This window comes from Anaerolineales bacterium, assembly GCA_015075725.1.
In the GTDB taxonomy this organism is placed as follows: Bacteria; Chloroflexota; Anaerolineae; order Anaerolineales; family Villigracilaceae; genus Villigracilis.
In genome coordinates this window covers 3,093,945-3,117,071 of the sequence record JABTTV010000001.1, presented here as the reverse complement: position 1 = coordinate 3,117,071, position 23,127 = coordinate 3,093,945, and the positions used below count along the sequence as shown (strand labels likewise).

At 52.8% G+C, this 23,127-nt stretch carries 16 protein-coding genes and 1 tRNA gene; 7 read left to right on the top strand and 10 right to left on the bottom strand.

Annotation, left to right across the window (positions count from 1 at the left end):
• Positions 1-24: 24 nt before the first annotated feature.
• Both HS100_14995 and HS100_14990 read left to right on the top strand, forming a co-directional pair.
• Positions 25-4,485, top strand: a complete 4,461-nt coding sequence (locus tag HS100_14995; GenBank protein ID MBE7435219.1) for a hypothetical protein — start codon at positions 25-27, stop codon at positions 4,483-4,485.
• A 3-nt stretch (positions 4,486-4,488) separates the two neighbouring features.
• Entirely contained in the window at positions 4,489-4,890 is a 402-nt protein-coding gene (locus HS100_14990; protein MBE7435218.1) for a VOC family protein, read from the top strand.
• A gap of 5 nt (positions 4,891-4,895) precedes the next feature.
• Here the strand turns inward: HS100_14990 and HS100_14985 are convergent, their stop codons facing one another.
• The 3 genes from HS100_14985 to HS100_14975 are packed head-to-tail and all read right to left on the bottom strand — an operon-like array spanning position 4,896 to position 7,047.
• Positions 4,896-5,633, bottom strand: coding sequence for an NAD-dependent deacylase (locus HS100_14985; GenBank protein MBE7435217.1), 738 nt, complete (start codon positions 5,631-5,633; stop codon positions 4,896-4,898).
• The gene (locus tag HS100_14980) at positions 5,633-6,328 is read right to left on the bottom strand and encodes a hypothetical protein (GenBank protein ID MBE7435216.1); all 696 of its coding nucleotides are present in this window, start codon (positions 6,326-6,328) and stop codon (positions 5,633-5,635) included. Before HS100_14980 ends, HS100_14985 begins: the two co-directional genes overlap by 1 nt.
• Positions 6,325-7,047, bottom strand: coding sequence for a hypothetical protein (locus tag HS100_14975; protein MBE7435215.1), 723 nt, complete (start codon positions 7,045-7,047; stop codon positions 6,325-6,327). The genes HS100_14980 and HS100_14975 overlap by 4 nt, the downstream gene beginning before the upstream one ends.
• Before the next feature lie 114 nt (positions 7,048-7,161).
• On the opposite strand from HS100_14975, the gene HS100_14970 reads away from it, so the two are divergent.
• A complete protein-coding gene (locus HS100_14970) occupies positions 7,162-7,821 on the top strand; it encodes a hypothetical protein (GenBank protein ID MBE7435214.1) in 660 nt (219 codons plus the stop codon).
• Between the two features lie 91 nt (positions 7,822-7,912).
• Complete coding sequence (locus HS100_14965; GenBank protein ID MBE7435213.1) at positions 7,913-9,061, top strand: hypothetical protein; 1,149 nt, start codon at positions 7,913-7,915, stop codon at positions 9,059-9,061.
• Positions 9,062-9,125: 64 nt separating this feature from the next.
• On the opposite strand, the gene HS100_14960 is transcribed toward HS100_14965, so the two are convergent.
• Positions 9,126-10,544 carry a HAMP domain-containing protein gene (locus HS100_14960; protein ID MBE7435212.1) on the bottom strand — a complete coding sequence of 473 codons (1,419 nt, stop codon included), beginning with the start codon at positions 10,542-10,544 and terminating at the stop codon, positions 9,126-9,128.
• A gap of 46 nt (positions 10,545-10,590) precedes the next feature.
• Complete coding sequence (locus HS100_14955; protein MBE7435211.1) at positions 10,591-11,946, bottom strand: hypothetical protein; 1,356 nt, start codon at positions 11,944-11,946, stop codon at positions 10,591-10,593.
• Between the two features lie 85 nt (positions 11,947-12,031).
• Here HS100_14955 and HS100_14950 point away from each other — a divergent pair, with 85 nt between their 5' ends.
• Entirely contained in the window at positions 12,032-12,781 is a 750-nt protein-coding gene (locus HS100_14950; protein ID MBE7435210.1) for an NYN domain-containing protein, read from the top strand.
• A gap of 21 nt (positions 12,782-12,802) precedes the next feature.
• Here the strand turns inward: HS100_14950 and HS100_14945 are convergent, their stop codons facing one another.
• Positions 12,803-14,065 (bottom strand): glycosyltransferase, encoded by a 1,263-nt coding sequence (locus HS100_14945; GenBank protein MBE7435209.1) that lies wholly within the window; start codon positions 14,063-14,065, stop codon positions 12,803-12,805.
• An 89-nt stretch (positions 14,066-14,154) separates the two neighbouring features.
• On the opposite strand from HS100_14945, the gene HS100_14940 reads away from it, so the two are divergent.
• Positions 14,155-14,227, top strand: a tRNA-Thr gene (locus HS100_14940).
• A 116-nt stretch (positions 14,228-14,343) separates the two neighbouring features.
• Entirely contained in the window at positions 14,344-16,527 is a 2,184-nt protein-coding gene (locus tag HS100_14935; GenBank protein MBE7435208.1) for a PAS domain-containing protein, read from the top strand.
• Positions 16,528-16,572: 45 nt separating this feature from the next.
• On the opposite strand, the gene HS100_14930 is transcribed toward HS100_14935, so the two are convergent.
• The 4 genes from HS100_14930 to HS100_14915 all read right to left on the bottom strand — a co-directional run bounded on the left by HS100_14930 (position 16,573) and on the right by HS100_14915 (position 23,050).
• Complete coding sequence (locus tag HS100_14930; GenBank protein ID MBE7435207.1) at positions 16,573-18,300, bottom strand: aldehyde ferredoxin oxidoreductase; 1,728 nt, start codon at positions 18,298-18,300, stop codon at positions 16,573-16,575.
• Positions 18,301-18,352: 52 nt separating this feature from the next.
• Positions 18,353-19,708, bottom strand: coding sequence for an aspartate aminotransferase family protein (locus tag HS100_14925; GenBank protein MBE7435206.1), 1,356 nt, complete (start codon positions 19,706-19,708; stop codon positions 18,353-18,355).
• Between the two features lie 54 nt (positions 19,709-19,762).
• The gene (locus HS100_14920) at positions 19,763-21,010 is read right to left on the bottom strand and encodes an aminotransferase class III-fold pyridoxal phosphate-dependent enzyme (protein MBE7435205.1); all 1,248 of its coding nucleotides are present in this window, start codon (positions 21,008-21,010) and stop codon (positions 19,763-19,765) included.
• Between the two features lie 129 nt (positions 21,011-21,139).
• On the bottom strand, positions 21,140-23,050 hold the full coding sequence (locus tag HS100_14915) for an aldehyde ferredoxin oxidoreductase family protein (GenBank protein ID MBE7435204.1): 1,911 nt from the start codon (positions 23,048-23,050) through the stop codon (positions 21,140-21,142).
• Between the last annotated feature and the right edge of the window lie 77 nt (positions 23,051-23,127).

The following is a 23,127-nucleotide window of genomic DNA, read 5'->3' as shown; positions in this document are numbered from 1 at the left end:
CCAAGGAAAAAGGAGATGGATCGAATGGCTTATGCCACCGCGCAGGAAATCCGATATGCGAGAGGCGCATATAACTGGTTGAGGGTATCGCCTTTGTTGACCATACCCACCCTGTATTTTGCAGCCTCCACATTTTTCCAATTGGATATTTGCTCGAACTTCGGTCTCGTATGCAACTACAGCGTTGACGAGGCGATCAGCTATGGCGGCGGGGTGGTCGTATCCGCGCTCTGGCACCTTCTTCTGCTTCAATATGCGAATCACAAGAATAGCGAATTTGTCCGCGAACACGGGCGCATCGCCCTGACCCACGCGGGAATTCGTACCGGGGTTGCCCTTGTGACCGCCGGCATGAGCATATTTCTTTTTGGAGCATCCTGTGTCTTATTGATCGGTATCGTCATCCTGATCATTTTATGGGCGAACAGTGTCGGCATGAGAAATCGCTACTTGAAGGAGTACCCGGAGTTCCCCGGCTTGGTATCCGACGATGTTTCCGGCTTGACGTCCATTCAAAACGCTGGAACAGGGGAGTCGAACGATGAAAATGACAATACGGACATCCGCATGGATGCGAGAGAGGCAATCAATCGCCCACGGCAGTCTGGCAAATTTGCATCCGGCCTGGGCAATCCAGCGGCAGGCGATATGAACGACCCGAAACAAATCCTTGATGATCTTCTCTTCAGGTTGAGAAGCGGGAAAGACAATGAGATCTTCGAAGCGCTTGAAGCATTAAGCCGTTTGGGCTATAGCAGTGAGGCGGTTCGCCATCAACTTGAACAACTTGCCATAGCAGGCGGAAAGGAAGAAATTCGCAATCGCGCCATTGCCGCATTGGATTCCGCCGCCAACCGCGCCGTTCAAAAACGGTTCAATTCCAACAAGCTGGACCGCGGCATACGGTATACCTTGCTTCAGGAAATCAACGAGTGGGTGAAATACAACCTGGTCGAAAAACCTGTGGCGGATGTCCTGCGCCGCCGCTATGATTTCGACATCGCGCCTCAGCCCGCGCCGGTACCCGCTCCAACTCAAACTGCCGCTTCTACGCCACAGGTGGTTCAGCCCAATCCCGCCCCAGCCGTGACTCCCGCCCCGATGCCCTCCCAACCGTCCGCGCCGCCAGAGCCGCGCCCCAGCCTCCTGCAAACACTAACCAGCGAAGCCAGCATCAAAATATATCTTTACCTTGGCGCGTTCTTCGTCATCGCCGCCGCAGCGATTCTTGGCGCCGTCGTCCCCGAACTGCGACTCCCCATTCTCATCATCGGCACATTCATATTCGGCGCATTGGCAGTCCTCATCAAAAAACGTCTTCCCCAGCCAAGTTTTGCACTTTTCATTGTCTTCTCTTTCCTCCTGCCCATTACCGCAAACAGTCTGCACGAATCTCTAAGACAATCCTTCGATATTCCCGCAGCATTCACAGACGGATACTGGGCGGTCGTCTTCTTCATCATGGCTGTCATATGGAGTGGCAGCACCCGCTTGTATGAATCGCGTTTCTTCTCCATCGCCGCCTTCGGCGCATTGACCCTTTCCTTCTTCAACGTTGGGTTGGCGTTCGAAGCAAAATCAGACATTTACACAATGTTGATGGGATTCGCCGCTCTTGCGGGGCTGACCGGGACTTGGCTGCTCAAAACGTGGAAGGGCGGTAATTTTGCGCTTCCGGTTTTCATCTTGGCGCAGATTCTGCAAATCGCCAACCTGATCGTTTCTCTCAGCGCCTTCGGCATCAGCACATTCGATCCATCCTACGAAAATCTTTTCCATTTGGTGACGTTCACAACATGGCTGCTGGCGATGATTTTCTACCTAATCTCGGAAGGATTATTTCCCTTCTTTGCCTTCCCCTGGCTTTCTGCCGCCACGCTCGTCCCCATGCCATGGTTCATCGCAGTTGCCTTCGACGTTGAAAGCCTCGGTTCGACCATTCTCTTATTCACCTGGGGTGCGATCTTTGCCGTTGCGAGCGAGGCATTATTCCGGCTTGAAAATGCAAAAAAATACAGCCTGCCCATGTTGCTTTCGACTTTGCCGAGCCTCGGGCTGGCGGTCTTCACCGGACTCGTTTATGAAATCTGGCTCTGCCTCGTTGTCGCGGTTGGCGTTGCTTTCCTGTTCACCATTCTTCACATTTTACGAACGCGCTGGTGGTTGTGGACCCTGGCGTTGCTCTATGCCGTCGTTGCCTATTTCGCCTTCCTTCAACTCGACTTTATAAAACGCTTCGACATACCGTTCAGTTACAGCCTGGTCGGACTTACGATCCTGTTACTGCTCCCAGATCTCTGGATGAAGAAGGATTGGAAGGAAAATCCTGCGTGGCGTTTGCCCCCTCGTTTGTACGGCGCCGCTTTCCTATTAACTGCAAGCCTAGTCCTCCCATTCGAAGGCAGGCTCGGTCACGTCGCGATCGGTTACCTACTCCTTGCGGTTTTCTGTGCAGTTTACGCGCTCACCTACCGCAAAACCTATCTCGCCTACATTCCCGCTGCCCTTCTCCCGCTTGCAATCTTATTCGCTCTCGACGCGTTCAAGATTGATGCCTGGGTCCCTTCGCTATCTGCGCTCGCGCTGCTCTACTATGCGGTCGGGATCGTCATCCGCAAAAACGAAAAATGGTCCACCGCGCTTCGTTCCAGCGGAATGGCGCTTGGCGTGACCGTTTCCCTCGCTGCCCTTATCTTTGCGAAGGAATCCGGCGGCTGGTATGCCCTGCTTATAGGGGCGGTCTTCGTTGCGGAAATGCATGTGAGGAAAAATGGTTTGTTCGAGTTCGGTGCGCCCCTCCTATTCACCTCGGGAGCATTTCTCATCCTCCGTGATTACAAAATTGACCAGGGTTATTACCACCTTTTGACTAATTCCTTGATTTGGGTTTTCGCCGACCTCGCCAACCATCTCACTTTCGATCAGCCCAGGCCTCTTAAATTGGTCGTTCGGGGAATCGGCGGTTTAATCGCGGCGCTGAATTTCATTTTGCTTCTTATGGCACCCTCCCGGGATGCCGCGCTCTCTTTTGGAATTTACACACTTTCCTTTGCCGTCTGCGCCTTTGTTTACCGGCGAGCCTGGCTGGGATACATTCCCGCAGCTACACTCCCGTTGACAATTTATTTCGCACTCGATCATTTCAACATGGATGCCTGGCTCCCGGCTCTGACCGGTCTTGCTGTCTTGTATTTCGTCATGGGGCTGGTCGTCCGTTCAAAAGCCAACCCTGCCATCATATTCCGCAACAGCGCGCTGATTCTTGGTTCCATCGTCTCCATTGGCGCATTCGTCACATTCAAAGAGTCCGGCGGATGGTATATGCTCGCAATCGGCCTGCTTTACATCGCGGAAATGTTTATTAGGAAGAACGGTTTGTTGGAACCCGGTGCGCCCGCCCTATTCACGATGGGAATTTTTCAAATATTAAACGATTTGAATATCGAGCGGATCACCTTTCATCTTCTGGCATACAGCCTCATCTGGCTTTTGGCCGACGTGCTCGCCCATCTTGCTTTTCCGCATCCGCGCCCGCTCAAGTGGCTGGTCCGCATCGCGGGTGGACTCGCCGCTCTTGTCAATTATGGATATCTCTTCTCTGAGACGGATGCTCTCATCGCAGCGATCAGCTTCGCCGTTTATTCGCTTCTTTTCCTGACCGTGAGCCTGGTCTATCGCCAACCGAATTTGCTCTACACCTTTACTTTGACCCTTCCACTCTTTGCCACATTCCTATTCCGCGCCTTCGAAATGACAAGATGGATACATCCTGTGGTCGTCATTGCGGCGCTGTATTACGGCATGGCGTATTTTCTCCGCAGCCGCGACCGCCCCGGGAAATGGGCGCCGCCTTTGTTATATAGCGGACTCAGTTTGGGAGTCTTTGTCTCAATTGCCGCTGTTAGGATCGGCGGATTGGATGCGTCGATCCCGGTTGCGGTTGCCGCAACACTCTGGGCGGTAGAAGCCTTTGCAAAAAGAAATGCCTGGCTGGCATTCCCTGCTAACGCGCTTTACCTGCTCTCTTACTTCATCATCCTCTTCGATTTGGATGTCAGCGAGCCCCAATTCTTCTCTGTCGGCGCGGCACTCTTCGGTTTGATCCAGCATTATCTGTTGACCAGGTCCGGGAATAAGACTGGCGCATTCATCATGGGAATGTTCTCGCAATTTGTTCTGCTCGGCACAACCTACATCGAAATGATCAACAGGAACAATCTGGGTTATTTCTTCCTGCTCTTCGGGCAGTCTCTGGTGGTGCTGGTATACGGAATCGTCATCCGCTCGCGAAGCCTCACCTTTTTTCCAATCGGTTTCGTTGCGGTTGGCGTGGTCACGGTGGTATATAGTGCATTGAAGGACCGGGCGGCGATCTTCGTCATCGGTTGTACGGGCATCGTCCTGCTGACACTCGGCGTGGTCGCCGTCCTTTTGCGGGAACGGATAGTCAAACTTGGAGAAAGACTCAGCGATTGGAGAGCTTAAGATATGTCTGATACAAAACCACCCATCTTCGAATTACGTGTTGCTGTTACCACCCCGGATTACGAAAGGCTTGTCAAGTTTTATTGTCTGGGATTGGGGATCGAGCCAGCTGCCGTCTGGAACAATGACGGCGGCAGGGCGTTGATGCTCGAAATGGGAAAAGCCACGCTGGAGATCTTCGACGAACGACAGGCGGAAGTCATCGATGGATTGGAAGCCGGGAAGCGTGTCAGCGGGCAGGTGCGGTTTGCATTGCAGGTCCCCGACTTGAAAGCGGCAATGGAGCGAATGTTAGCCAATGGCGCGACTTTGGTGCATGAACCCGTTTTGACGCCCTGGGACGATCTCAACGTCCGCTTGCAAGACCCGGATGGAATGCAGATCACACTGTTCCAGGCAAAATAAGACGGCTAAATTCCCCATACTGCCTTGACCAACTCGGGCAAAATGAAGCCGGACTTGCCATGAAAGGAAAAATCCACTTTGGGTGTGAGCGGGGTCGGTTCGGCGTTGATCTCGACGACGACGGAACCTTTATTGCGCGCGGCATGAGCAAGGGAGGCGGCTGGCTGGACCACACCCGATGTTCCGATGGAGAAGAACAGCTGGCAGGACCGCGCAGCTTCGACAGCGGACTCAAGTTCTGCCCTTGGCAAGGATTCGCCAAACCAGACAACGTCAGGTCTCAGTAACCCGCCGCAATTCAAGCACTGAGGAACTTGTTCTATGTTTTCATCCCACATCTCGGCCAACTTCCCGCAATTCGAGCAGCGCACTCTTTGTATATTCCCATGCAATTCAAGTACGTTCTGGCTCCCGGCAAAACGGTGAAGTCCGTCCACGTTCTGTGTGATCAGGGTGAATTCCGGAATCCGGTGTTCCATTTCTACAAGAGCATAATGACCGGCATTTGGCCGCACACCTTTGATCGCCTCCCGGCGCCAGGCATACCAATCCCAGACGAGTTTGGGATCGCTGGCAAAGGCTTCAGGGGAGGCTAAATCTTCTGGTTTGTACTGAGACCAAAGTCCGGTTTGAGCGTCGCGAAAGGTGCGGAGACCGCTCTCTTGCGAAACACCGGCTCCAGTAAGGACAGCGACACGCGTAGCGGAGGTCAAAAAACGAATAAAGTCTTTTGGGAAGTCCATTATGGAGCTGTGGTATTTGTGGCAGTGATGGATGTAGGGTCGCATTCCAGCATTTTCAGCCTTTCCTTGAAAATGTCGGTACGCCCATTCTCACTGCCCGATTTGGTCGTCGATACGATCTGATACTCGATCCATGAAGAGTCAAAATAGGCGTCGTCTTTTATCTGGTCGGAGGAGAGGTCGTGGATAAATGTCCCAGCGCCGATCGGGATCATGTCGATTTTTGTCCATTTTCCCACCCGCTCCGCTTTCAAACTTTTAAAACGGACGAACAGGAGGACGTATTCGGTCGCCGTCGGGTCGATCACCTGCGCCGTGAAGCGCACAACAGACGGTTCGCATCCCCTGGCTTTGAAGATTTCAGTCAAAGAAGTGTTTATCGAAATAAACCCTTCGGTTTTGACAGGCGGCAGCGGTGTACTGGATGCGGTCAATGTGACGGTGGTAAATGCGGTAATGGTCGATTCGGGGGTTGTGGATTCGGCTGGAGTGAATGTTGCCGTCCTGAAACCGATCAATGTTGGAGTGGGGGTAAAGGTCAGGGTGGCAAGGACAGGCGTAGGTGTGGGAGGAAGCGTGGCTGTTTCCGTCTGAGTGGGCGCCGGTGTTTGAGTCGGGACAGGAACAAACGGTCCCAACGCACAGGCGGCAGATAAAGTCGTTGCCAAAATCGAAAGTACTGTTTTTTTCTTCATGGCTTTGGAGTTTTCGTCGGTCTGGGCGTTGCAACGGGGCAGCCCGTCAACGGGGTCAGGCATGGACATGGATACATATCGAACGCCTTTTCGAAGACGCGAGTTCTCCCGATCTCTTCGCCTTCGATATCGGTAGCGACCAGCTGGAAATAAACCCACGAACGCAGATAATGATTGTGTCCATAGATCTTGCTTCCAACAAGTTTATAAGTAAACTCACCCTGACCCCGGTTGAGCATGACTTCGCCGGACGTCCAGGGAGTGTAATCCTCTTTATTGATATCCCTGACCCGGACGAAAATGATCACGCTGAAAACTTGATCGGGATCTTCCACAACCGCCCGGACATTGACATGATTCGGTTCGCAGCCGCCCCAATAGATCTTGATCGGCGCGTACTCAACTGTGAGGAAACCGGGACCAGGAACTTCCCTGGTCGAGGTCGCGACCGGCGTGATGGTGTTGCCATCGACAAGTATCTGAGCGAGCGCAAACGGCGTGAAAGTGGGCTGGTTTGGGTCCTGGGTGGGAATGCGGACAATGGTTGCCGACGCGGTCGGTTTCAAGGTTTTTGTACTCGTAGGCGTATCGATCGGCGTAAAGGTAATGATCGGCGTCACGGACGGCACAGGCGTGCTGGTCGATGGGAACAGGTCAGCCATGGAGCACGCGCTGAGCACAACCGAACATAAAAGGAATACAAACCGTTTCTGCTGCATACGGGTCATCCCAATATAATACTATGAAATTCGCACGCTTTCGATCATGCGATAACGCGTTTGTCATGGATCGGAATTATTCGCCCTCCATCGAGAGGGCGGTATAATACTTCCATGAAGCGAATAATCATCGTTTTCCTGGGGCTATGCCTTACATCCTGCGATATCTGGGGGGTGGCTCCGCAACCATTCCCCGTATTATCTCCGCCGCCAACCAATACTCCGCCCATTTTCACCGCCACTCCCTTTATCATTCCTCCGCCGACGTTGAATTTTACAGTAACGCCGGTTATGACGTCGTCCGTGCCCATATCCCCGACCCCGTCCGAAACGGCATCTCCAACCCTATCACCTACATTCGCACCGCCATCCGCCACGAATACTCTGGTTCCATTCCCATCGGTTGCCATCGAGATCCTTGGATGCAACACAAGCATCGACATCCAAAACGGGATGGGAGAAGTGACCAATGCTTATGTCGTTGTAAAGAACACAGGGAATGTCGACCTTCCGAATACCTGCGGTCTTCTGCGCGCCAATGACGAAGGACGCGTTCACCCGGATAAAAAATCCTGCGTTTCCAATCTTCCCGTCCAAAACCAGGTGACCTTGAAGCTGACCGTGGATTCGACCTACAAGACGGATACGATCATCCAAGTGGACGGGCTTTCTAATGAAGTCGTGCTCCTGCGCATCGACAAACAATCCTGCCGGGATATCCAGCTCTTTGGCGGTATTCCTGCAGATGTGGGAGTTGTAAAACCAATTCCTTGACAGATCGATATATGCAACGTTTTCAGTAAGGAGCATTGATCGCAGGGGTTTAATTTGTAATTTCGGTTTTAGCGGTAAAAGGAAATGTGCTATGAAATTGATCATCGTCATCCCCGATGGAATGTGCGATATCCGATACGAGGAATTGGGGGGCAGGTCGCCAGCCGAGGCGGCGGAAACCCCCGGCATGGACGAGATGCTTATGAACGGCGCGGTCGGTCTGGCAAAGACGATGCATGACGGTCTGCCGCTTGGAAGCCTTGTGGGAATCATGGGCATTCTGGGCTACTACCCACCGGAATACGTCCCGCGCGGACGCTCGATCTTTGAGGCCTACACCCTGGGCATTCAGATGGAACCGAACGACCTGATCACCCGATGCAACATCGTGCGTGTCAATTCAAAGGATATTCTTGAGGATTTCACCGCCGGGCAGATCAACGAAGCAGATGCCGCCGCTTATTTGCAAAGTGTCGATATCCCCGATCCTTTCGATCTGCAGCACGACTTGAGTTATAGAAATGTGCTGATCTATCGCAACTGTCCGCTTGACGAAAGCCTTCTCGAATTGTACGAGCCTCACGAGAATATGGGGGGTTCCATCCATGAACTCATGCCGAAATATCAAGGGTCTGCATATCAGCCCTTCGTCGAGATGATCCTGAATTCAAGAAAAAACGATTTGATGCTCTGGCCCTGGGGCGCAGGACGCATCCGATCCTTCCCGCCTATGAAATACCGGTCCCTTACCATCACTGCGTTGAGTTTTCTCTACGGGATGGCGACCTTGCTGGGAGGCAAAGCCGTGATCCCCAAAGGCGCAACCGGATATCGCGGCTCAAACCTACGCGGGAAACTGGATGCGGCGCTCGAGAGCCTGGACCACCTCGATGTCTGTCTTATCCATTGCAACGCCCCGGATGAAGAAGCCCACGTCCATAACGTTCGCGGAAAAGTCGAATCCATCGAACAGATCGACGCGCAGATCATCGCCCCGCTGATGAAACATCTCAAAACGTACGATAAGCCGAGCCGGATTGTCGTGCTCCCCGACCATTATACGGTTTGCGCATCCGGCAAGCACCTTCCCGATCTTGTCCCCTATATCACCTACGGAAGCGGCATTGAATCCAATCATGGATTAGTTAAATACTCTGAACAAGAGATCGTAAAACTCCGACCGCCAATCCTGGAAAGCCACAAGCTGATCGAGAAACATCTCGGGTTGAATGCCGGTTAAAAAACATCGGCCCACCGGGGATCATGCGGGTGAGCCGATCGAGTCTTGCAATTGGAGATTCTGATTACTCTTTCTTTCGACCCAACGCCTCTCTCATATTTTTCGCTTTTTCCTGCAATCCCTGGAAGAAATCGCTTTCGACGATCTCGCTGACCTGAGTCTCGCGCTTCTTTTGATCGATCTGAATCCTCAAGGCGACTACCTGCCTCTTTAATTCCATTTCGCGCGCCTGGATCTCTTTTGCCATCTTCTCGAAGACACGCGCCAACTGCCCGAGTTCATCTGTGCGCCGAACCACTCCATGCAGAGGCTCCAAATCCCAGACCGAGTCTTCGATCTTGGCGGCAACATCCGTGACTGTAAATATCGGGCGGATGATCCAGCTCGCCAGAAGAAAGCCAAGCATGGTGGACAAAACAAGCACGATCAGACCGAATAACGCCGTGTTTTGCAGGTTCCGAATAACAGGTCCCAAAAAATCGCTGGAGGGGACGACAACAACACTGATCCAATCCAACCCACGCGAATCGGAGATTATGTCGATCTGGGCATAGTATGTCTCCCCATCCTTTTCGAATTTAATATCACGCGTGTCCTTTACATTCGAAAAATCACCGCCGTAAAGGCTTAACATCTGCTCGGCGGTTATGCGCAGCAAAGCGGATTCACTTTCACGGATATCCAGTAATTGCTGCACATCATCCACGATCTTGAATGGTTGTTCTTCTGTTGATGCAGCGACCAGTTTCCCGTCACGCTGGATAATGAACGCTTCTCCATTCTCACTGATCTCAAGCGTACGAAGGAAATCACTCATCTCACTCAAGGTCAAATCGATTCCGAGAACACCCTTGAGGTTGCCAAAACGGTCATACACGGGGCTAACAGGGGAAATCCCCAGGACGGGTCGCGCCGAAAACACATAGATCGGGGACCATGTTGGTCCACCCGCCTCGATAGCCGCCTTATACCACGGCCGCTCACGCGGGTCGTATTCTCTCGATTCTAGTTCCTGCAAGGGCACCCCTTCGGCAGTCATACTGTATGTCACACGATTCGGCGCAGTTTCTTCGTCCCGGATCTTGAAAGCGGGTTCATTTCCAAAAATAACATCTATGCCGAGAAACTCTCCTGCCGGTGTGCCGTAATAAAGATAGGGAACGGAGGAGGTTACAAAGACTTCGCCCCAGAACAATTCACGCATCGAATCGAAGTCCTCAAGATCGGCGTCCCCCGACTCCAAAACCGCCTGATTGATCTCGTGGAAAATGTGAGGCAGATCGAGAAAACTATTGATCCGGTCATTGATGCGCGAACTGACCTCTTCGTTCAGTCTTTCCGCTAGGGTTTCGGCCGAGCCAAGTCCACTTTGGTAAGAGAGCCAGGCGGTCAGACCAATGGCGATGATGATCACCAGGGCAAGCAGACCGGGTATCGCATAGCGGATGGAGATGGACGAAATTCTAAATGTGCTGTTCTTCATACGAACTCCTGTGTCATATGCGCAATTCCTTGATGTCGATCCAAAACTAAAATTCGATGTCCTTTAATAGGTCGCCGCCACGCTTCCGCCGCCTGAGCCGCCAGTTGAACAAACTGTCATCATAGGATGCGCGCATTTTCATGATGAACCAAACTGCGATCCACGCAAAAATTACCGTAAGCCCAAGATATACATAAAACGAGTTTGCGTATCCGATGGCGTTGCAGATATAGATGACCAGGATGCCCAGAAGAGCCGCAATCAGCATCCCGATCGCGGGCGCGAAATTATCCGTAAAGAGAGCGACCCGTCCGCGCCGCTCTTCCGGTACGAAGCCCTGATAAGCCTTGCGAGTCGCTTCATCAACAGTGTTCCGTCCGATCTTGAGAAGCAAGGAATTGAGCGTGGTCGAAATCATCCCGGGCGATAAGAGCATGGCAAAGGAAGAAATCAACGCAAGGATGGGTTGAACGAGAAAAGTGTTTTTTAGCTGGATGCGTTGGATCAAGCGTCCTGTCACAAATCCTTGTATGGAGAAGGATAAAATGGCAGCGCCCAGCAAATAAAGGCTGTAGAATTCCTTATAAGCAACCGGCTCGGAGATGGTGGACTTGGCGACCACGAAAAAACGATACTCCACGATCACATCGCATACCGCAACCGCTGCGATCGCCAGGAGCAGGAACCGGTAGGAATCCACTTTGCGAACGAAATCCCATCCCTCTCCCAACGACTCTTTCACAGATTCGTCCTCGGCATCCACAGCGCGGATATTCACCTTCCGTAAACCGATCGATATGAGCAGGAACGCGAGTAGATAGAAAAAAATATTCAATCGGATGACCATATCCAGGGTCAGTTCATTGGTATCGAGCCAGCCAAGGCGGAAGAACAAAGCCGGGAGCAGGGTCACCCCGATGCCAAGCATCTTCCCGATGAAACTCCAACTGCCGATGACAGGGATCAGCCTTTTTGCCTGCGCCACCTCAAAAAGGTCATTAGCCAGCACCCAGAAGAACATCGGGAATAACAGCCATTGCTGTTGCGACATCAAATAGACTATGGCTGCGACGACCTCCGTCGTCGCGTGAAGGAGGTAGATGATATCCGTCAGGACAAAAACCATCGCAAAGCCGAAGGTTGTCCATTTCAACAATTCCACCCGGTGGAATCGGTCGATGATCAATGACGCCAGCATGGCCGTCACGAAGATCATGACCCCATTAATCGAATTGACCACCAGTGTCTGATTCGGACCCGCTGTATTGATCAGGTCGCTGATTCCCACAATGCCCGTCATCTGCCGGGCGACGGTATTACCCAAAAGGAGCAGGCTGAGGATGACCACTAGACGAATTTCGCCGGCACGGATATCGAATGTCCTGCTCAATAAAGACTTCACAAATCTTCTTCCTGGGTAAAATGGTTCCGGAGAGTATAACCGATAATCCCTGAAAAATTCAGGCTGGAAAAGGTATAATCAAATCATGCCCGACGATAAAATCCAAACACTTTCTCGCAACAAGATCGCCATGCTGATCGACGGCGACAACGCCCAGGCAGGTTTGCTTTCCCAAATGCTGGTCGAAGCCGGCCGGCATGGACAGGTTACTCTCCGCCGCATCTACGGCGACTGGACAACGAACAGCATGAATTCCTGGAAGGAGACGCTTAATTTCCACGCCTTCCAACCTATTCAGCAATTCAGATACACGGTGGGAAAAAATGCCACCGACAGCGCGATGATCATCGATGCGATGGATATTCTGCATGCGGGTGTCGTGGATGGTTTCTGCCTCGTTTCGAGTGACAGCGATTACACTCGTCTGGCTACGCGCATCCGTGAAACCGGCATCTTCGTCATGGGCATCGGGGAGAAAAAGACACCCAAGCCGTTCGTAAATGCCTGCGACCTGTTCGTCTATACGGAAAATCTCGTCGCTGCGAAAAGAACCACTACGCATCTCAAAACACAAAAGGGCGGCGCAAAGAAAAAGGACGAACCCGATCCCCTCCCCCTTTTGACCCAGGCATTCGAAATGGCGGTTCAACAAGACGGCTGGGCGCCATTATCGAGCATGGGAAACGCCCTGTACCAACTCGACCCCGCCTTTGACCCGCGGACGTACGGTCATAAACAACTATCCAAAATGATCAGTAAATTCAAAGAACGCTTCGAAATTCGCATCAAGGAATTCGACGGCTCGACGTTGTTCCATGTAAAACTCAAGGAATAGAATCTTTCCAACGGGAAAGAATCACTCCCCCACCGCCTGCGATTCGCACATCACCTCATCGTACACTTTGACGATGGACGAAGCGATCTTCGACCAATCATATTCTTTTGCATAATCGGCGGCATTTTCGCCCATCGTATTTCGCAATCGATTATCTCCCAAAAGGCCTGACAGCCTCATGCGCAATGCCTCCGGATCGCTGTCTGGCACGGTGTAACCCGTAACGCCATCCTTCACAAGATAACCCAATCCGCCAACTTCCGAAGCAATGACCGGCGTACCGCATGCCATTGCTTCCAATGCGACCATCCCGAAGGATTCATATAACGAAGGCATGACAAGAACTTCAGCCGCGGAATAATAATATGACAGGGTATCCTGGGCACGCTTTCCCAAAAACACGACCATGCCGCCCAGGCATAGTTCGTCACTCAATTTTTGGAGACGTGCCATCTCCTCGGACATTTCGTCCGGGTTCACATCCGGATCGCCGCCAATGATCGCCAGATGGACAGGATGACGACGACCCGAGAGGCTTTTATCAAGGCTGGCAACCGCCTGGATCAACGTATCCACCCCCTTCAACGGTTCGATGCGTCCCACAAAAAGGATCATGCGATTTTCCGGTCTCAATCCGATGAATTGTTTCGCCTCATCCGGCGGGATGGGATAAAAGTGTCCCGTATCCACGCCTGGTGGAATGATGGTCATTTTGTTGGAATCTGCGCGATATAGGAATCTCAATTGAGTCAATTCCGCCAATGTGGCGACAATCACCCGGTTCGCCCTCCGGAGGACCTGTCTCTCTCCCCGGAGTCTATCCTCCCCCGCGCGTTCATCCTCCGATCGCGCCACGCGATTCTTCATTTCGCCGAGGGTATGGAACATATGCACGATGGGCGTACCGCCCCAGGCATCACTTAATTTTTCAGCGGCGAGACCCGACATCCAATAATGGCTGTGGATAACATCGTAAGTGATCCCCTTTTCGGCGGTAAATTCCAACACCTCATCGACGAATTCCGGGATATATTTTGCGATATCGCTTTTACTTCGCGGCTCTTCAGGTCCAGCCGGGATATGCACCACCCGGTTCCCATAACCCAATTCATGGACGACATGCGGAACATGTTCGTCCTGCGAACGCGTAAACACATCCACATGCACCCCAAAACGACCCAGTTCCCGTGTCAGGTCGCGGACGTAAACATTCATTCCACCGGTGTCTTTCCCGCCCAGCGTAGCCAGGGGACAGGTATGGTAGGAAATCATCGCAATTCTCATGCTTGAACCTCTGACCTATAGACGACATGAAAACCCAAAAACTTGCATGAATGGGGCAATTCCTTTATAATCCCGCCGCTTTCAAAGTCGCCACCGTAGCTCAGCTGGCAGAGCAGACGATTCGTAATCGTCAGGTCGTGGGTTCGTATCCCACCGGTGGCTCTGTTCCAGTCCCCTGGCGCCAGGGTTCCTTGACCTTCCAGATAAGTTAAGTCTAAAGAACAGATCTCCTTTATTGTACCGTTCAGTGGGGAATCAAGTAGAATTTAATCTTCCCGATGAAACCGAATCATCGAACCACACCTTTGTATCTTAATACAGTCGCACCAGAACTGAGGCCGCTGATCCTCGCCGTCCTTCTGGCAGCCCTCATCACGACTTCCGTCCTCGCTTTCATGGACGTCAGCCGTTTATTCATGCTGGTACTGATCGGCGCATTTTCCCTTTCCGTTCTGTTGGCCTTCAACGGAAAAACAACCCTTGCGAGTTGGATTGCCTTAACCTCCTCCCTGATCATCCTTTCGATCCTGGTCTATCTGAATAACGGAATCCGCGACACGGCAATGATGGGATTGATCGCTGTTTTGATCGCCGCGGGATTACTCGCAGGCAAATTCGGCACACTCGTGATCGGATGCTGTCTCATCGTCGAGATCGGCATCTACGGGGCGCTCGAGACCGCAGGTGTGCTCGTCAATCCTTTCAGCCGGTTGAACAGTTTTTCAGATTACTTTTCGATCAGCCTGTCGATCGCCCTGATCACCGCATTGCAGTGGCTTGTTATCACTCGATTAAATAATTCGGCGCAATCCGCCGAGATGGAACTTGCGGAGCGAAAAAAATACCAGGTCCAATTGCAGGAGGCGGAAGCCCGTTATCGGGGCTTGGTCGAAAGTATTCCTCTGGTCATTTATACGGCGGAACCCGGGATTACGGGCAGATGGCATTTTATCAGCCCACAGATCGCCCAGTTGACCGGTTTCGAACCGGATGAGTGGATAAACAGCCCCGGATTGTGGTTTTCGCGCGTACACCCGGACGACCGCGATCGCATCATGAAGGCGGAAGCGGAAGCCACAAGGGAAAACAATATACCCGAACTCGAGTACAGATTCCTGACCCGTGCTGGGACATATATTTGGATTTCAGACAGGGGATTAATCCGCGTCAAGCCCGGGCAGCCGCTTATTCAAGGATATCTGCTCGATATAACCGACCGCAAACTAGCAGAGGAGCAATTAAACAAACGCATTGCCGAACTCCAGGCGGTCCACGGGATAAGCGAGACCCTGATACGCAAAAGCGATTTGCAAAAACTGATCCAGGAAACAGGCGATCAGATCCGCATGGCATTCAAAGCCAATAACGTCCTGATCGCGATCCACGATCCGAACACAAACCTGATCCATTTCCCCTATGACTACGAAGACGGAAAAAAGCGCAAAGATGTCCCGATTCGCTATGGAGAAGGAATGACCACCCAGATTATGGAAATGAAAAAATCCGTGTTGATCGAAAGCGGCTGGATGGATCGCTCGAAGGCCATGAATGCAATCTACACAAACGCGATGCCGGTACTATCTTCCTTTTCGACGCCGATCATGACGGACGAGAAGGTCATCGGCGTTATAACCATCGAATCCAGCGAGCGGGAATACGCATTTACCGAGACGGACGTTCGCCCATTGCTCACGATTGCGGCAAACCTTGCAGTCGCGATCGAAAAGACGCGCTTACAGGATTCCATTCGTCAGGAGATGGAAATTCAGGATAGTCTCATCCGCGAACTTGAGTTGAAGAACGAGGAATTGGAGCGATTCGTTTACACAGCCTCGCACGACCTGAAATCACCCCTCATCACCATCCGCGGTTTCCTCGGTTATCTCGCCCAGGATGCCCGCATGGGAAACTTCGACCAGCTGAACACGGATATCCAGCGGATCACAGACGCCACTGAAAAAATGCAACGGCTGCTGGGCGAGCTTCTCGAACTTTCGAGGGTGGGACGCATTGCCAGCGAGAAGCAGGATGTTCCTTTCGACGACATCGTCGCCGAAGCATTGGACCGGGTCGAAGGTCAATTAACAGCGAACCAGGTCAGGGTGAAGGTCGGAAGCGGGCTTCCATCTGTTTACGTGGATAAGGAGAGGGTTGTCGAAGTCGTCCAAAATTTGGTCGACAACGCGATCAAGTTCATGGGCAACCAGCCGGAACCCATGATCGAGATCGGCCATGTCCTGGAGGATGAGCGGCCGATCTTCTTCGTTCGCGATAACGGGATTGGGATCAGAAAGGAATTCCACAAACGCATCTTCGGCTTGTTCGACAAACTTAACACAGCCACAGAGGGAACCGGCGTGGGACTCGCCCTTGTCAAGCGTATCGTGGAGGTCCACGGCGGAAGCATCTGGGTGGATTCGCAGGAAGGCGCAGGCGCGACCTTTTCTTTCACGCTCCAGTAAGAGAACGCGGTAAAGAACCCCAAGATAGCCGGGATTCTCCATTCCTTAAATGCCGTCAAACATATGGTCGATGGTGTCGGCGCTCACATCGAATACGTGACCTGTTTCCGGAATTGGTTCCCTCGTCATCCATTCGGGCAAGCGATCATCCTTTTCAGTAAAACCGGCGCGTTTATTGAACTCGCGCTCAAGTTTTATTGTCTGTTTTCCCAGTTCCTGCAAAATATTATCGGGTAAATCGTTCCAGCCATAACGCGCCGCCAGCAGGCGTTTTACCACTCCATCGGGGGTTGCCGCATATCCGAATCCCGCAAAGATGCATGCACCCAATGTGTCATAACCTCCCATGTTCAATTGCGCATTGAGCGATACAGATTTTTGTGCATCAGGATCGAGATGATCCACCTGCGCCCGGATGGTCAATCCGGAGGTGTGGTCAGCCCCCTGAGGCGTAGTAGCGTAGGTCAGGCCTGTGCCTTTGATGGACCGCGGCTCATACGCGGACATGGCTTGTCCCTTCACAACAGGCACGCGTTCGATATTGTATTTCTTCCCGACAGCCGCGGCTCCGTCGCCAAGCGTTCTTCCAAGTTCCGAACCTTTTCGGATTTCATCGATCAACTTTTGCGCGTCAGTTTCGCTCCCCCAGTTCATCAAGCCCGCCTCCGCCGCGACGCCCAACGCCGCGCCGACTTCGATCGAGTCGAGTCCCAGGTCGTTGACGTGCCAGTTCAAGCGGCCGATCGAGTCGAGCGAGTCGATATCGAGATTCGAACCCATCAATCCAATCGTCTCGTATTCGAGAGGAGAGACGATGATCTTCCCATCCTCGCCGCCAAAAACATTCGAGCATTTGATCGTACAACCCGCCATACAGGCATGAGCTGGGTCGGATGGCTTGCCGCGCGTCAACGTAAATTCACGCAGGGATTCACCGCCGATCTTCTCCACCTCATCGAATGTGCCGCGCGAGAAATTATGCACCGGGATGGCGGCAAAACGCTGGGTCAATTGCGTCATGGCGGCTGTACCGTAATCGCGATACGTGATGGATTGCGGGTGCTCCATAACCGACTTGGTGTAATCCTTTTGCGCGATTTTGAACGCTTCTGGATCCGCGATGGGCGGTTTTTGACCTCCGGCATTGTCAAAGACAATGGCTTTAAGTCCCTTCGAGCCCATCACTGCCCCCAAGCCGCCTCGCGCCGCAATCCGCGCAGGGACGCGATCCTTGTCGATGTTTTGTATCCCCGCAGATTTCATCTTCATCTCGCCGCCTGGGCCGATCAATGCGATGGCGACTTTATCTCCGTATTTTTCAAGTAACTTTGGCGCCGTTTCGTATACACCAAGCCCGGTCAGATCATCAGCGCGCTCCCACTGCGCCCCGTTATTCAAAGATAGGTGCAAAACCCAATAACCGTTCCCTTCCGGCGTATCTTCGATGATAAGCGCATGAATGCCCATGAAAGCCATGTGATACCCCGTCCGCCCGCCCGCATTGGCTTCCTTGATCCCGCCGGTCAGCGGGGACTTGCCCCCGACGGAGATTCGATCTGTGGAAGAGAGCATATGCCCCACCAAAAGACCTGGTGTGAAGATCAGTTTATTGCCGGGTCCAAGCGGGTCGCATCTGGCATCCACTTCATCGACCATGATGCGCGCGACCAATCCTCGCCCGCCAAGGCGCTGCCAGGCTTCGGGGATGGGTTCACGCTTCAATTCCTGCGTGCGGGTGTTAATGCGCCAGATTTGGGGTTTATAGTCGCTCATAATTCCTCTCAGCATAGGACGTAAAGCTTGATGCGTAAATTACGATTATGGATTATGAATATAGACTCTGAACCGCTTTGCGGAACATTCTTGTATGGTAATCCACATCCGCTTGTGTCGTTTCAGGCGAGATCAAAGCCATGTTGTGGAACGGCGTCATCAGGATACCACGATTGAGCGCGAAGAGATGCATATAGCGATCCAGTTCGGGGTCAATGGCAGCATGCGCCTCGCCTCCATTTTTTGGAGGAGTGGGACGGAACCAGTACTCGGACCTGTTGCCAAGCCGCTTCACGATCCAGGGGAGGTTGAATTCTGCGATCACGCTTTCGACACCCGCTGTGAATTGTTCCTGCAATTTTATGGCTTCTGCATAAAACTCGTCCGTCAATACAAGTTGCAGCGTGGCTTTCATCGCCGCAATGGATAGCGCATTCCCAGCCAGCGTCCCGCCGATGCCGCCCACATCCGCATCGTCAACGGCGAGTTTGGCGACGAAGGCTTGCGAGACTTCTTCGGTGAAACCATACACCGCGGCGGGAACGCCTCCAGCGAGAGGTTTGCCGAGGGTGAAGAAATCCGGCTGGAGGCCGTATGAGGCGGTATATCCGCCCGGACCCGTACAAATGGTATGAGTCTCATCGATGATGAGATAAGTCCCGTATTTTCGAGTGATCTTTCGCAAGGTATCATGATATCCGGGCTCGGGGTGGATGATGCCGATGTTGGTCATCACGGGTTCGGCAAGGACAGCGGCGACATCACGCGCAGATAGGGCAGTTTCGAGGGCAGCGATATCATTGAACTCGATGACCTTGGTCGTCTCGCGCGGATCGATCTGCGGACCCATGTTATTAGGTCGTGAGATCGGCGTGCCTTCTTCGTCGAGCGTGATGAACGTCTCATCCACCGAACCGTGATAGCAATAGTTGAAGACGAGAATCTTGGGACGACCGGTGATCATGCGAGCCATGCGCAGCGCGAAACGATTCGCATCGGTGGCGGTGAGCGCAAACTGCCAATAGGGAAGTTTGAAGCGGCGTTGAAGTTCCTCGCCCACCCAGATGACATCTTCGTACGGAAGCATCAGCGTGATGCCTTTTTGAATTTGTTCGGTGATGGCTTTAACAGTTGCCTCGGAGGCGTGACCAGTCATCGCCCCAGTATCGCCAAGGCAGAAGTCAATGTAGTCGTTGCCGTCCACATCCGTGAAGTGCGCACCTTTGGCTTCTTTGACGAAGACGGGAAACGACCCCGCCCACCGAATCATCCAAAGCATCGGCACGCCGCCGTGCAGTGATTTGCGTGCGCGTCCATACAATTCGTTGGATTTGGGGTGATTCTTGTGAAAAAGTTCTTCTTCGGATTTTATTAGCTCGGTAAGCTTGTTTCGATTGAGTTCCGTCATGATATTTTTTAGTCATAAGTCAAGGGTCATGCCAACCTTCGACTTCTGACGGGATTATTTGATAGTTTCCTTTAACGATTCGCCGAATATCTTCAAGCCATCATTGATCTGCCCGGTGGTTACATTCAACGGCGGGATCCAACGCAGGGTGTTGTCATAGGTTCCACATGAAAGCAGGAGCAGGCCCTTCTCTTCCGCCTTGTGAATGACTTCCTTGACGAGCGGTTTAGCTTTTGCCTGGCTTCCATCCACGACGAATTCAGAACCCACCATCAAACCCAGTCCGCGCACATCGCCGATCTGCGGATATTCCTCCTGCAATTTGCGGAGTCCGGTCATCAATTGGATTCCCTTCTCCGCTGCGTTCTCAATCATTTTTTCTTCCCGCATCGCGCGGATGGTGGCGACTCCCGCCGCACAGGCGACCACGTTCCCGCCATAGGTTCCGCCAATCGAACCAACGTCAAGCTTCTTCATGATCTCGGTGCGGGTGAAAACAGCGGAAAGCGGCATGCCGGAAGCGATTCCTTTCGCAGCAGTGATGATATCCGGTGCTACGCCGAAGTGCTCCAGCGCAAACCATTTGCCAGTCCGCCCAAACCCGGATTGTACCTCGTCGAAGATGAGCATGATCCCATGTTTATCGCAGATCTCACGCAAGCCCTTCATAAAGGACGAAGGCGGGACGATATACCCACCTTCGCCCAGCACCGACTCGATCAAAATGGCGGCGGTCTCTTTTGGGGCGGTTTGCGATGCCAGCAAATATTCCAATTGCTCGAGCGCATATTGACTGGCCTCCTCTTCTGTCATATTCAAATTGAAGGCATACGGGAACGGCGCCACATAAACACCCGCTGGAAGCGGAGCAAAGCCGCTGCGGTAAATGGTCTTGGATGTGGTCAACGCCATCGTGGCATGCGTCCGCCCGTGGAACGAACCGCCGAAGACGATCACGTTCTGTCTTCCCGTCGCAACTTTCGCGATTTTGATCGCATTCTCCAACGCCTCAGCACCGGAATTGGCAAAGTAGAAGCTATCCAGTGAAGGCGGAACAACCGTGCGCAGTTCCTCGATGAGTTGCAGCATCGGTTTATGAATGACGATGTTCGCCTGGGCATGCAGAAACAAGCCCGCCTGTTCACGGATCGCTTCCACGACTTTTGGGTGGCAATGCCCCGTGTTGGTCACGCCGATGCCGCTGGTGAAGTCCAGCAGTTTCTTCCCATCATCTGTGTAGATGTAGGAGCCTTCGGCACGCTCGGCGACGAAATTGAAGATGCGACTCCATGCGGGAGTCATGTGCGGGAAGTTATCCTGGTAGAGTTGGTTCATGTGATTCTTTCGAAACGTAAAACCTTTCTTGCAAAAAAGGGGATGAAATGATCGAAATCACTCCATCCCCGTCCGTTACGGATTACGCAGTATGCATTATGCCGGCAGATAGTCCGCCGCCCACTCCACGTCGTGCTTCTTTAATGTCTCGCGGGTGGGGATGCCGTCGTTCGTCCAGCCTGCAAATTTGTAATAAGCATTGAGGGCGGAATCTACTTCTTCATGGGTGAGGGCGATCCCTGCGGTGGGACCTGTTCCCTGCAATTGCTTGAAGAACTTCTTCGGCAGTTTGTCCGCATTGCGATTCAAGCCTTCGCGGGCGTTGAAAACACGGAATAAATTCAGCCGCCGCGCGCCGACAGCCATAAGATCGTCCACCGTCATCCCCCACCCGGTGACCGCGTTGATCATCTCGACAGTTTCAGCGGGACCATATAACGTCCACGCGGGACCGAACACAAACTGACAGAGTTCGACCGAGTCGAGCATCGAGTAAAAGACCTCGGTCAAATACGCGAAGCGGACTTTTTCCTCCGTCAAACTGTAACCGGGCTGGGGCGTCCCAAGACCGAGCAGTTTGAGCCTGTTCAGGTTCAGGTCCGCAACACCCTCTTCATAGTAAGGATCATGCTCTGAGGATTGATGGTCCGCGCCAAACGGATTGACCGCGTAAATCAGCGCGAGAGAGCGTTTTGCCTGAGGCATATGCGCGGGGGCTTCAGCGCCTTTGACCGTGATGAGAAATTCATCCGCGCCGTTGCCCCATTTCTTTGCCGCACGCTCCGACCCCATGCCCAGCGTCCTGCCGAGATCGCCTTCGCCTTTCAGCATCATTTCGAGCGCTTTGAGCATCGCATCGGCGTTTCCAAATTTCAGGTCAAGACCGCCCGCCTGCTCCTTCGTGATGACGCCTTTTTCGAAGCATTCCATCGCAAATGCAATGGTCGCGCCTGCAGCGATCGTGTCCACGCCGTATTCATTGCACATCTGATTGGCAAGATTGATCGCCGCCATGTCGTTGATGCCGCAATATGAGCCGAATGTGCCCAGGGTTTCATATTCTGCGCCGCCGTATTTTGGGTCGACCCGGTACGCGCCATCCTTTATCTCGACCACGCGCTTGCAACGCACCACGCAGGCATAACAGGTATCGCGGTCTTTCAACACTGTTTCCTTCATGCGCGTGCCGCTGATGTCTTCGCAATGTTCGAACTGACCTTCGTTATAGTTGCGTGTGGGAAGCGAGCCGATCGTGTTTTGGAACAGAACAACGGTCGCAGTCCCCTCTTCAGCGAGACCCGGCATATCGGGATTGTCGGGAAGAATCTTCGGACCTGTTTTATTCAAGGCAGCCAGCGCTTTCGAATTCGCCAGAGTCGGTTTTTTCTTTCCGCGTACAACGACTGCCTTGAGATTCTTGGACGCCATCACGAGTCCCATGCCAGTGCGCCCGTTATTTCGATTCGACATCGAGACCAGCGAAGAGAACAGCACACCGTTCTCGGCAGCGGGCCCGTGCTGCAAGATCTCGATCTTATCATCGCCGAGTTCTTTCTTCAGAATCCCTTCAACTTCTCCCGTAATTTTGCCCATTAAATGCGCGCCATCGCGGAGCTCGTACTCGCCGTCCTTGATCCACAAATAAACTGGCTTCGCTGATTTTCCTTTCAAGACAATTCCGTCAAAACCGGCAAATTTCATCTCGGCGGGGAAGAATCCACCGCCCTGCGAATCCCCGATCCCGCCGCTGATCGGTGACTTGGCGTTTGCATTGATGCGACTCTGACCCGAGATCGCAGCACCCGTTGTCACGCCGGTAAACAGCGTCAGTATGTTCTCCGGTCCCAGAGGGTCGGCGCCCTTCGGCATATCGCGCAGGATGTAATGCATTCCCATCGCGGATCCGCCCAGATATTTTCGGTAAAAAGCCTCGTCCGGCTCTTCGACCGTAAACGCGCCGTTCGTCAAATCAACGTGCAGGATCTTCCCGTTATAACCGTTCGGCATGACATCCTCCGTATAAGTTGTTTTACCGGATTATATCGAATCGGCAGGGCTTTTCACAACTGGATTTTTCCGAAATC

Excerpts from the sequence above, each read along its gene's own strand:
- HS100_14965 (MBE7435213.1), top strand. The coding sequence starts at position 7,913 with ATGAAATTGATCATCGTCATCCCCGATGGAATGTGCGATATCCGATAC.
- HS100_14915 (MBE7435204.1), bottom strand. The coding sequence starts at position 23,050 with ATGCCGAACGGTTATAACGGGAAGATCCTGCACGTTGATTTGACGAAC.
- HS100_14970 (MBE7435214.1), top strand. The coding sequence starts at position 7,162 with ATGAAGCGAATAATCATCGTTTTCCTGGGGCTATGCCTTACATCCTGC.
- HS100_14950 (MBE7435210.1), top strand. The coding sequence starts at position 12,032 with ATGCCCGACGATAAAATCCAAACACTTTCTCGCAACAAGATCGCCATG.
- HS100_14930 (MBE7435207.1), bottom strand. The coding sequence starts at position 18,300 with ATGAGCGACTATAAACCCCAAATCTGGCGCATTAACACCCGCACGCAG.
- HS100_14975 (MBE7435215.1), bottom strand. The coding sequence starts at position 7,047 with ATGCAGCAGAAACGGTTTGTATTCCTTTTATGTTCGGTTGTGCTCAGC.
- HS100_14945 (MBE7435209.1), bottom strand. The coding sequence starts at position 14,065 with ATGAGAATTGCGATGATTTCCTACCATACCTGTCCCCTGGCTACGCTG.
- HS100_14960 (MBE7435212.1), bottom strand. The coding sequence starts at position 10,544 with ATGAAGAACAGCACATTTAGAATTTCGTCCATCTCCATCCGCTATGCG.
- HS100_14980 (MBE7435216.1), bottom strand. The coding sequence starts at position 6,328 with ATGAAGAAAAAAACAGTACTTTCGATTTTGGCAACGACTTTATCTGCC.
- HS100_14985 (MBE7435217.1), bottom strand. The coding sequence starts at position 5,633 with ATGGACTTCCCAAAAGACTTTATTCGTTTTTTGACCTCCGCTACGCGT.
- HS100_14990 (MBE7435218.1), top strand. The coding sequence starts at position 4,489 with ATGTCTGATACAAAACCACCCATCTTCGAATTACGTGTTGCTGTTACC.
- HS100_14920 (MBE7435205.1), bottom strand. The coding sequence starts at position 21,010 with ATGACTCCCGCATGGAGTCGCATCTTCAATTTCGTCGCCGAGCGTGCC.
- HS100_14995 (MBE7435219.1), top strand. The coding sequence starts at position 25 with ATGGCTTATGCCACCGCGCAGGAAATCCGATATGCGAGAGGCGCATAT.
- HS100_14935 (MBE7435208.1), top strand. The coding sequence starts at position 14,344 with ATGAAACCGAATCATCGAACCACACCTTTGTATCTTAATACAGTCGCA.
- HS100_14925 (MBE7435206.1), bottom strand. The coding sequence starts at position 19,708 with ATGACGGAACTCAATCGAAACAAGCTTACCGAGCTAATAAAATCCGAA.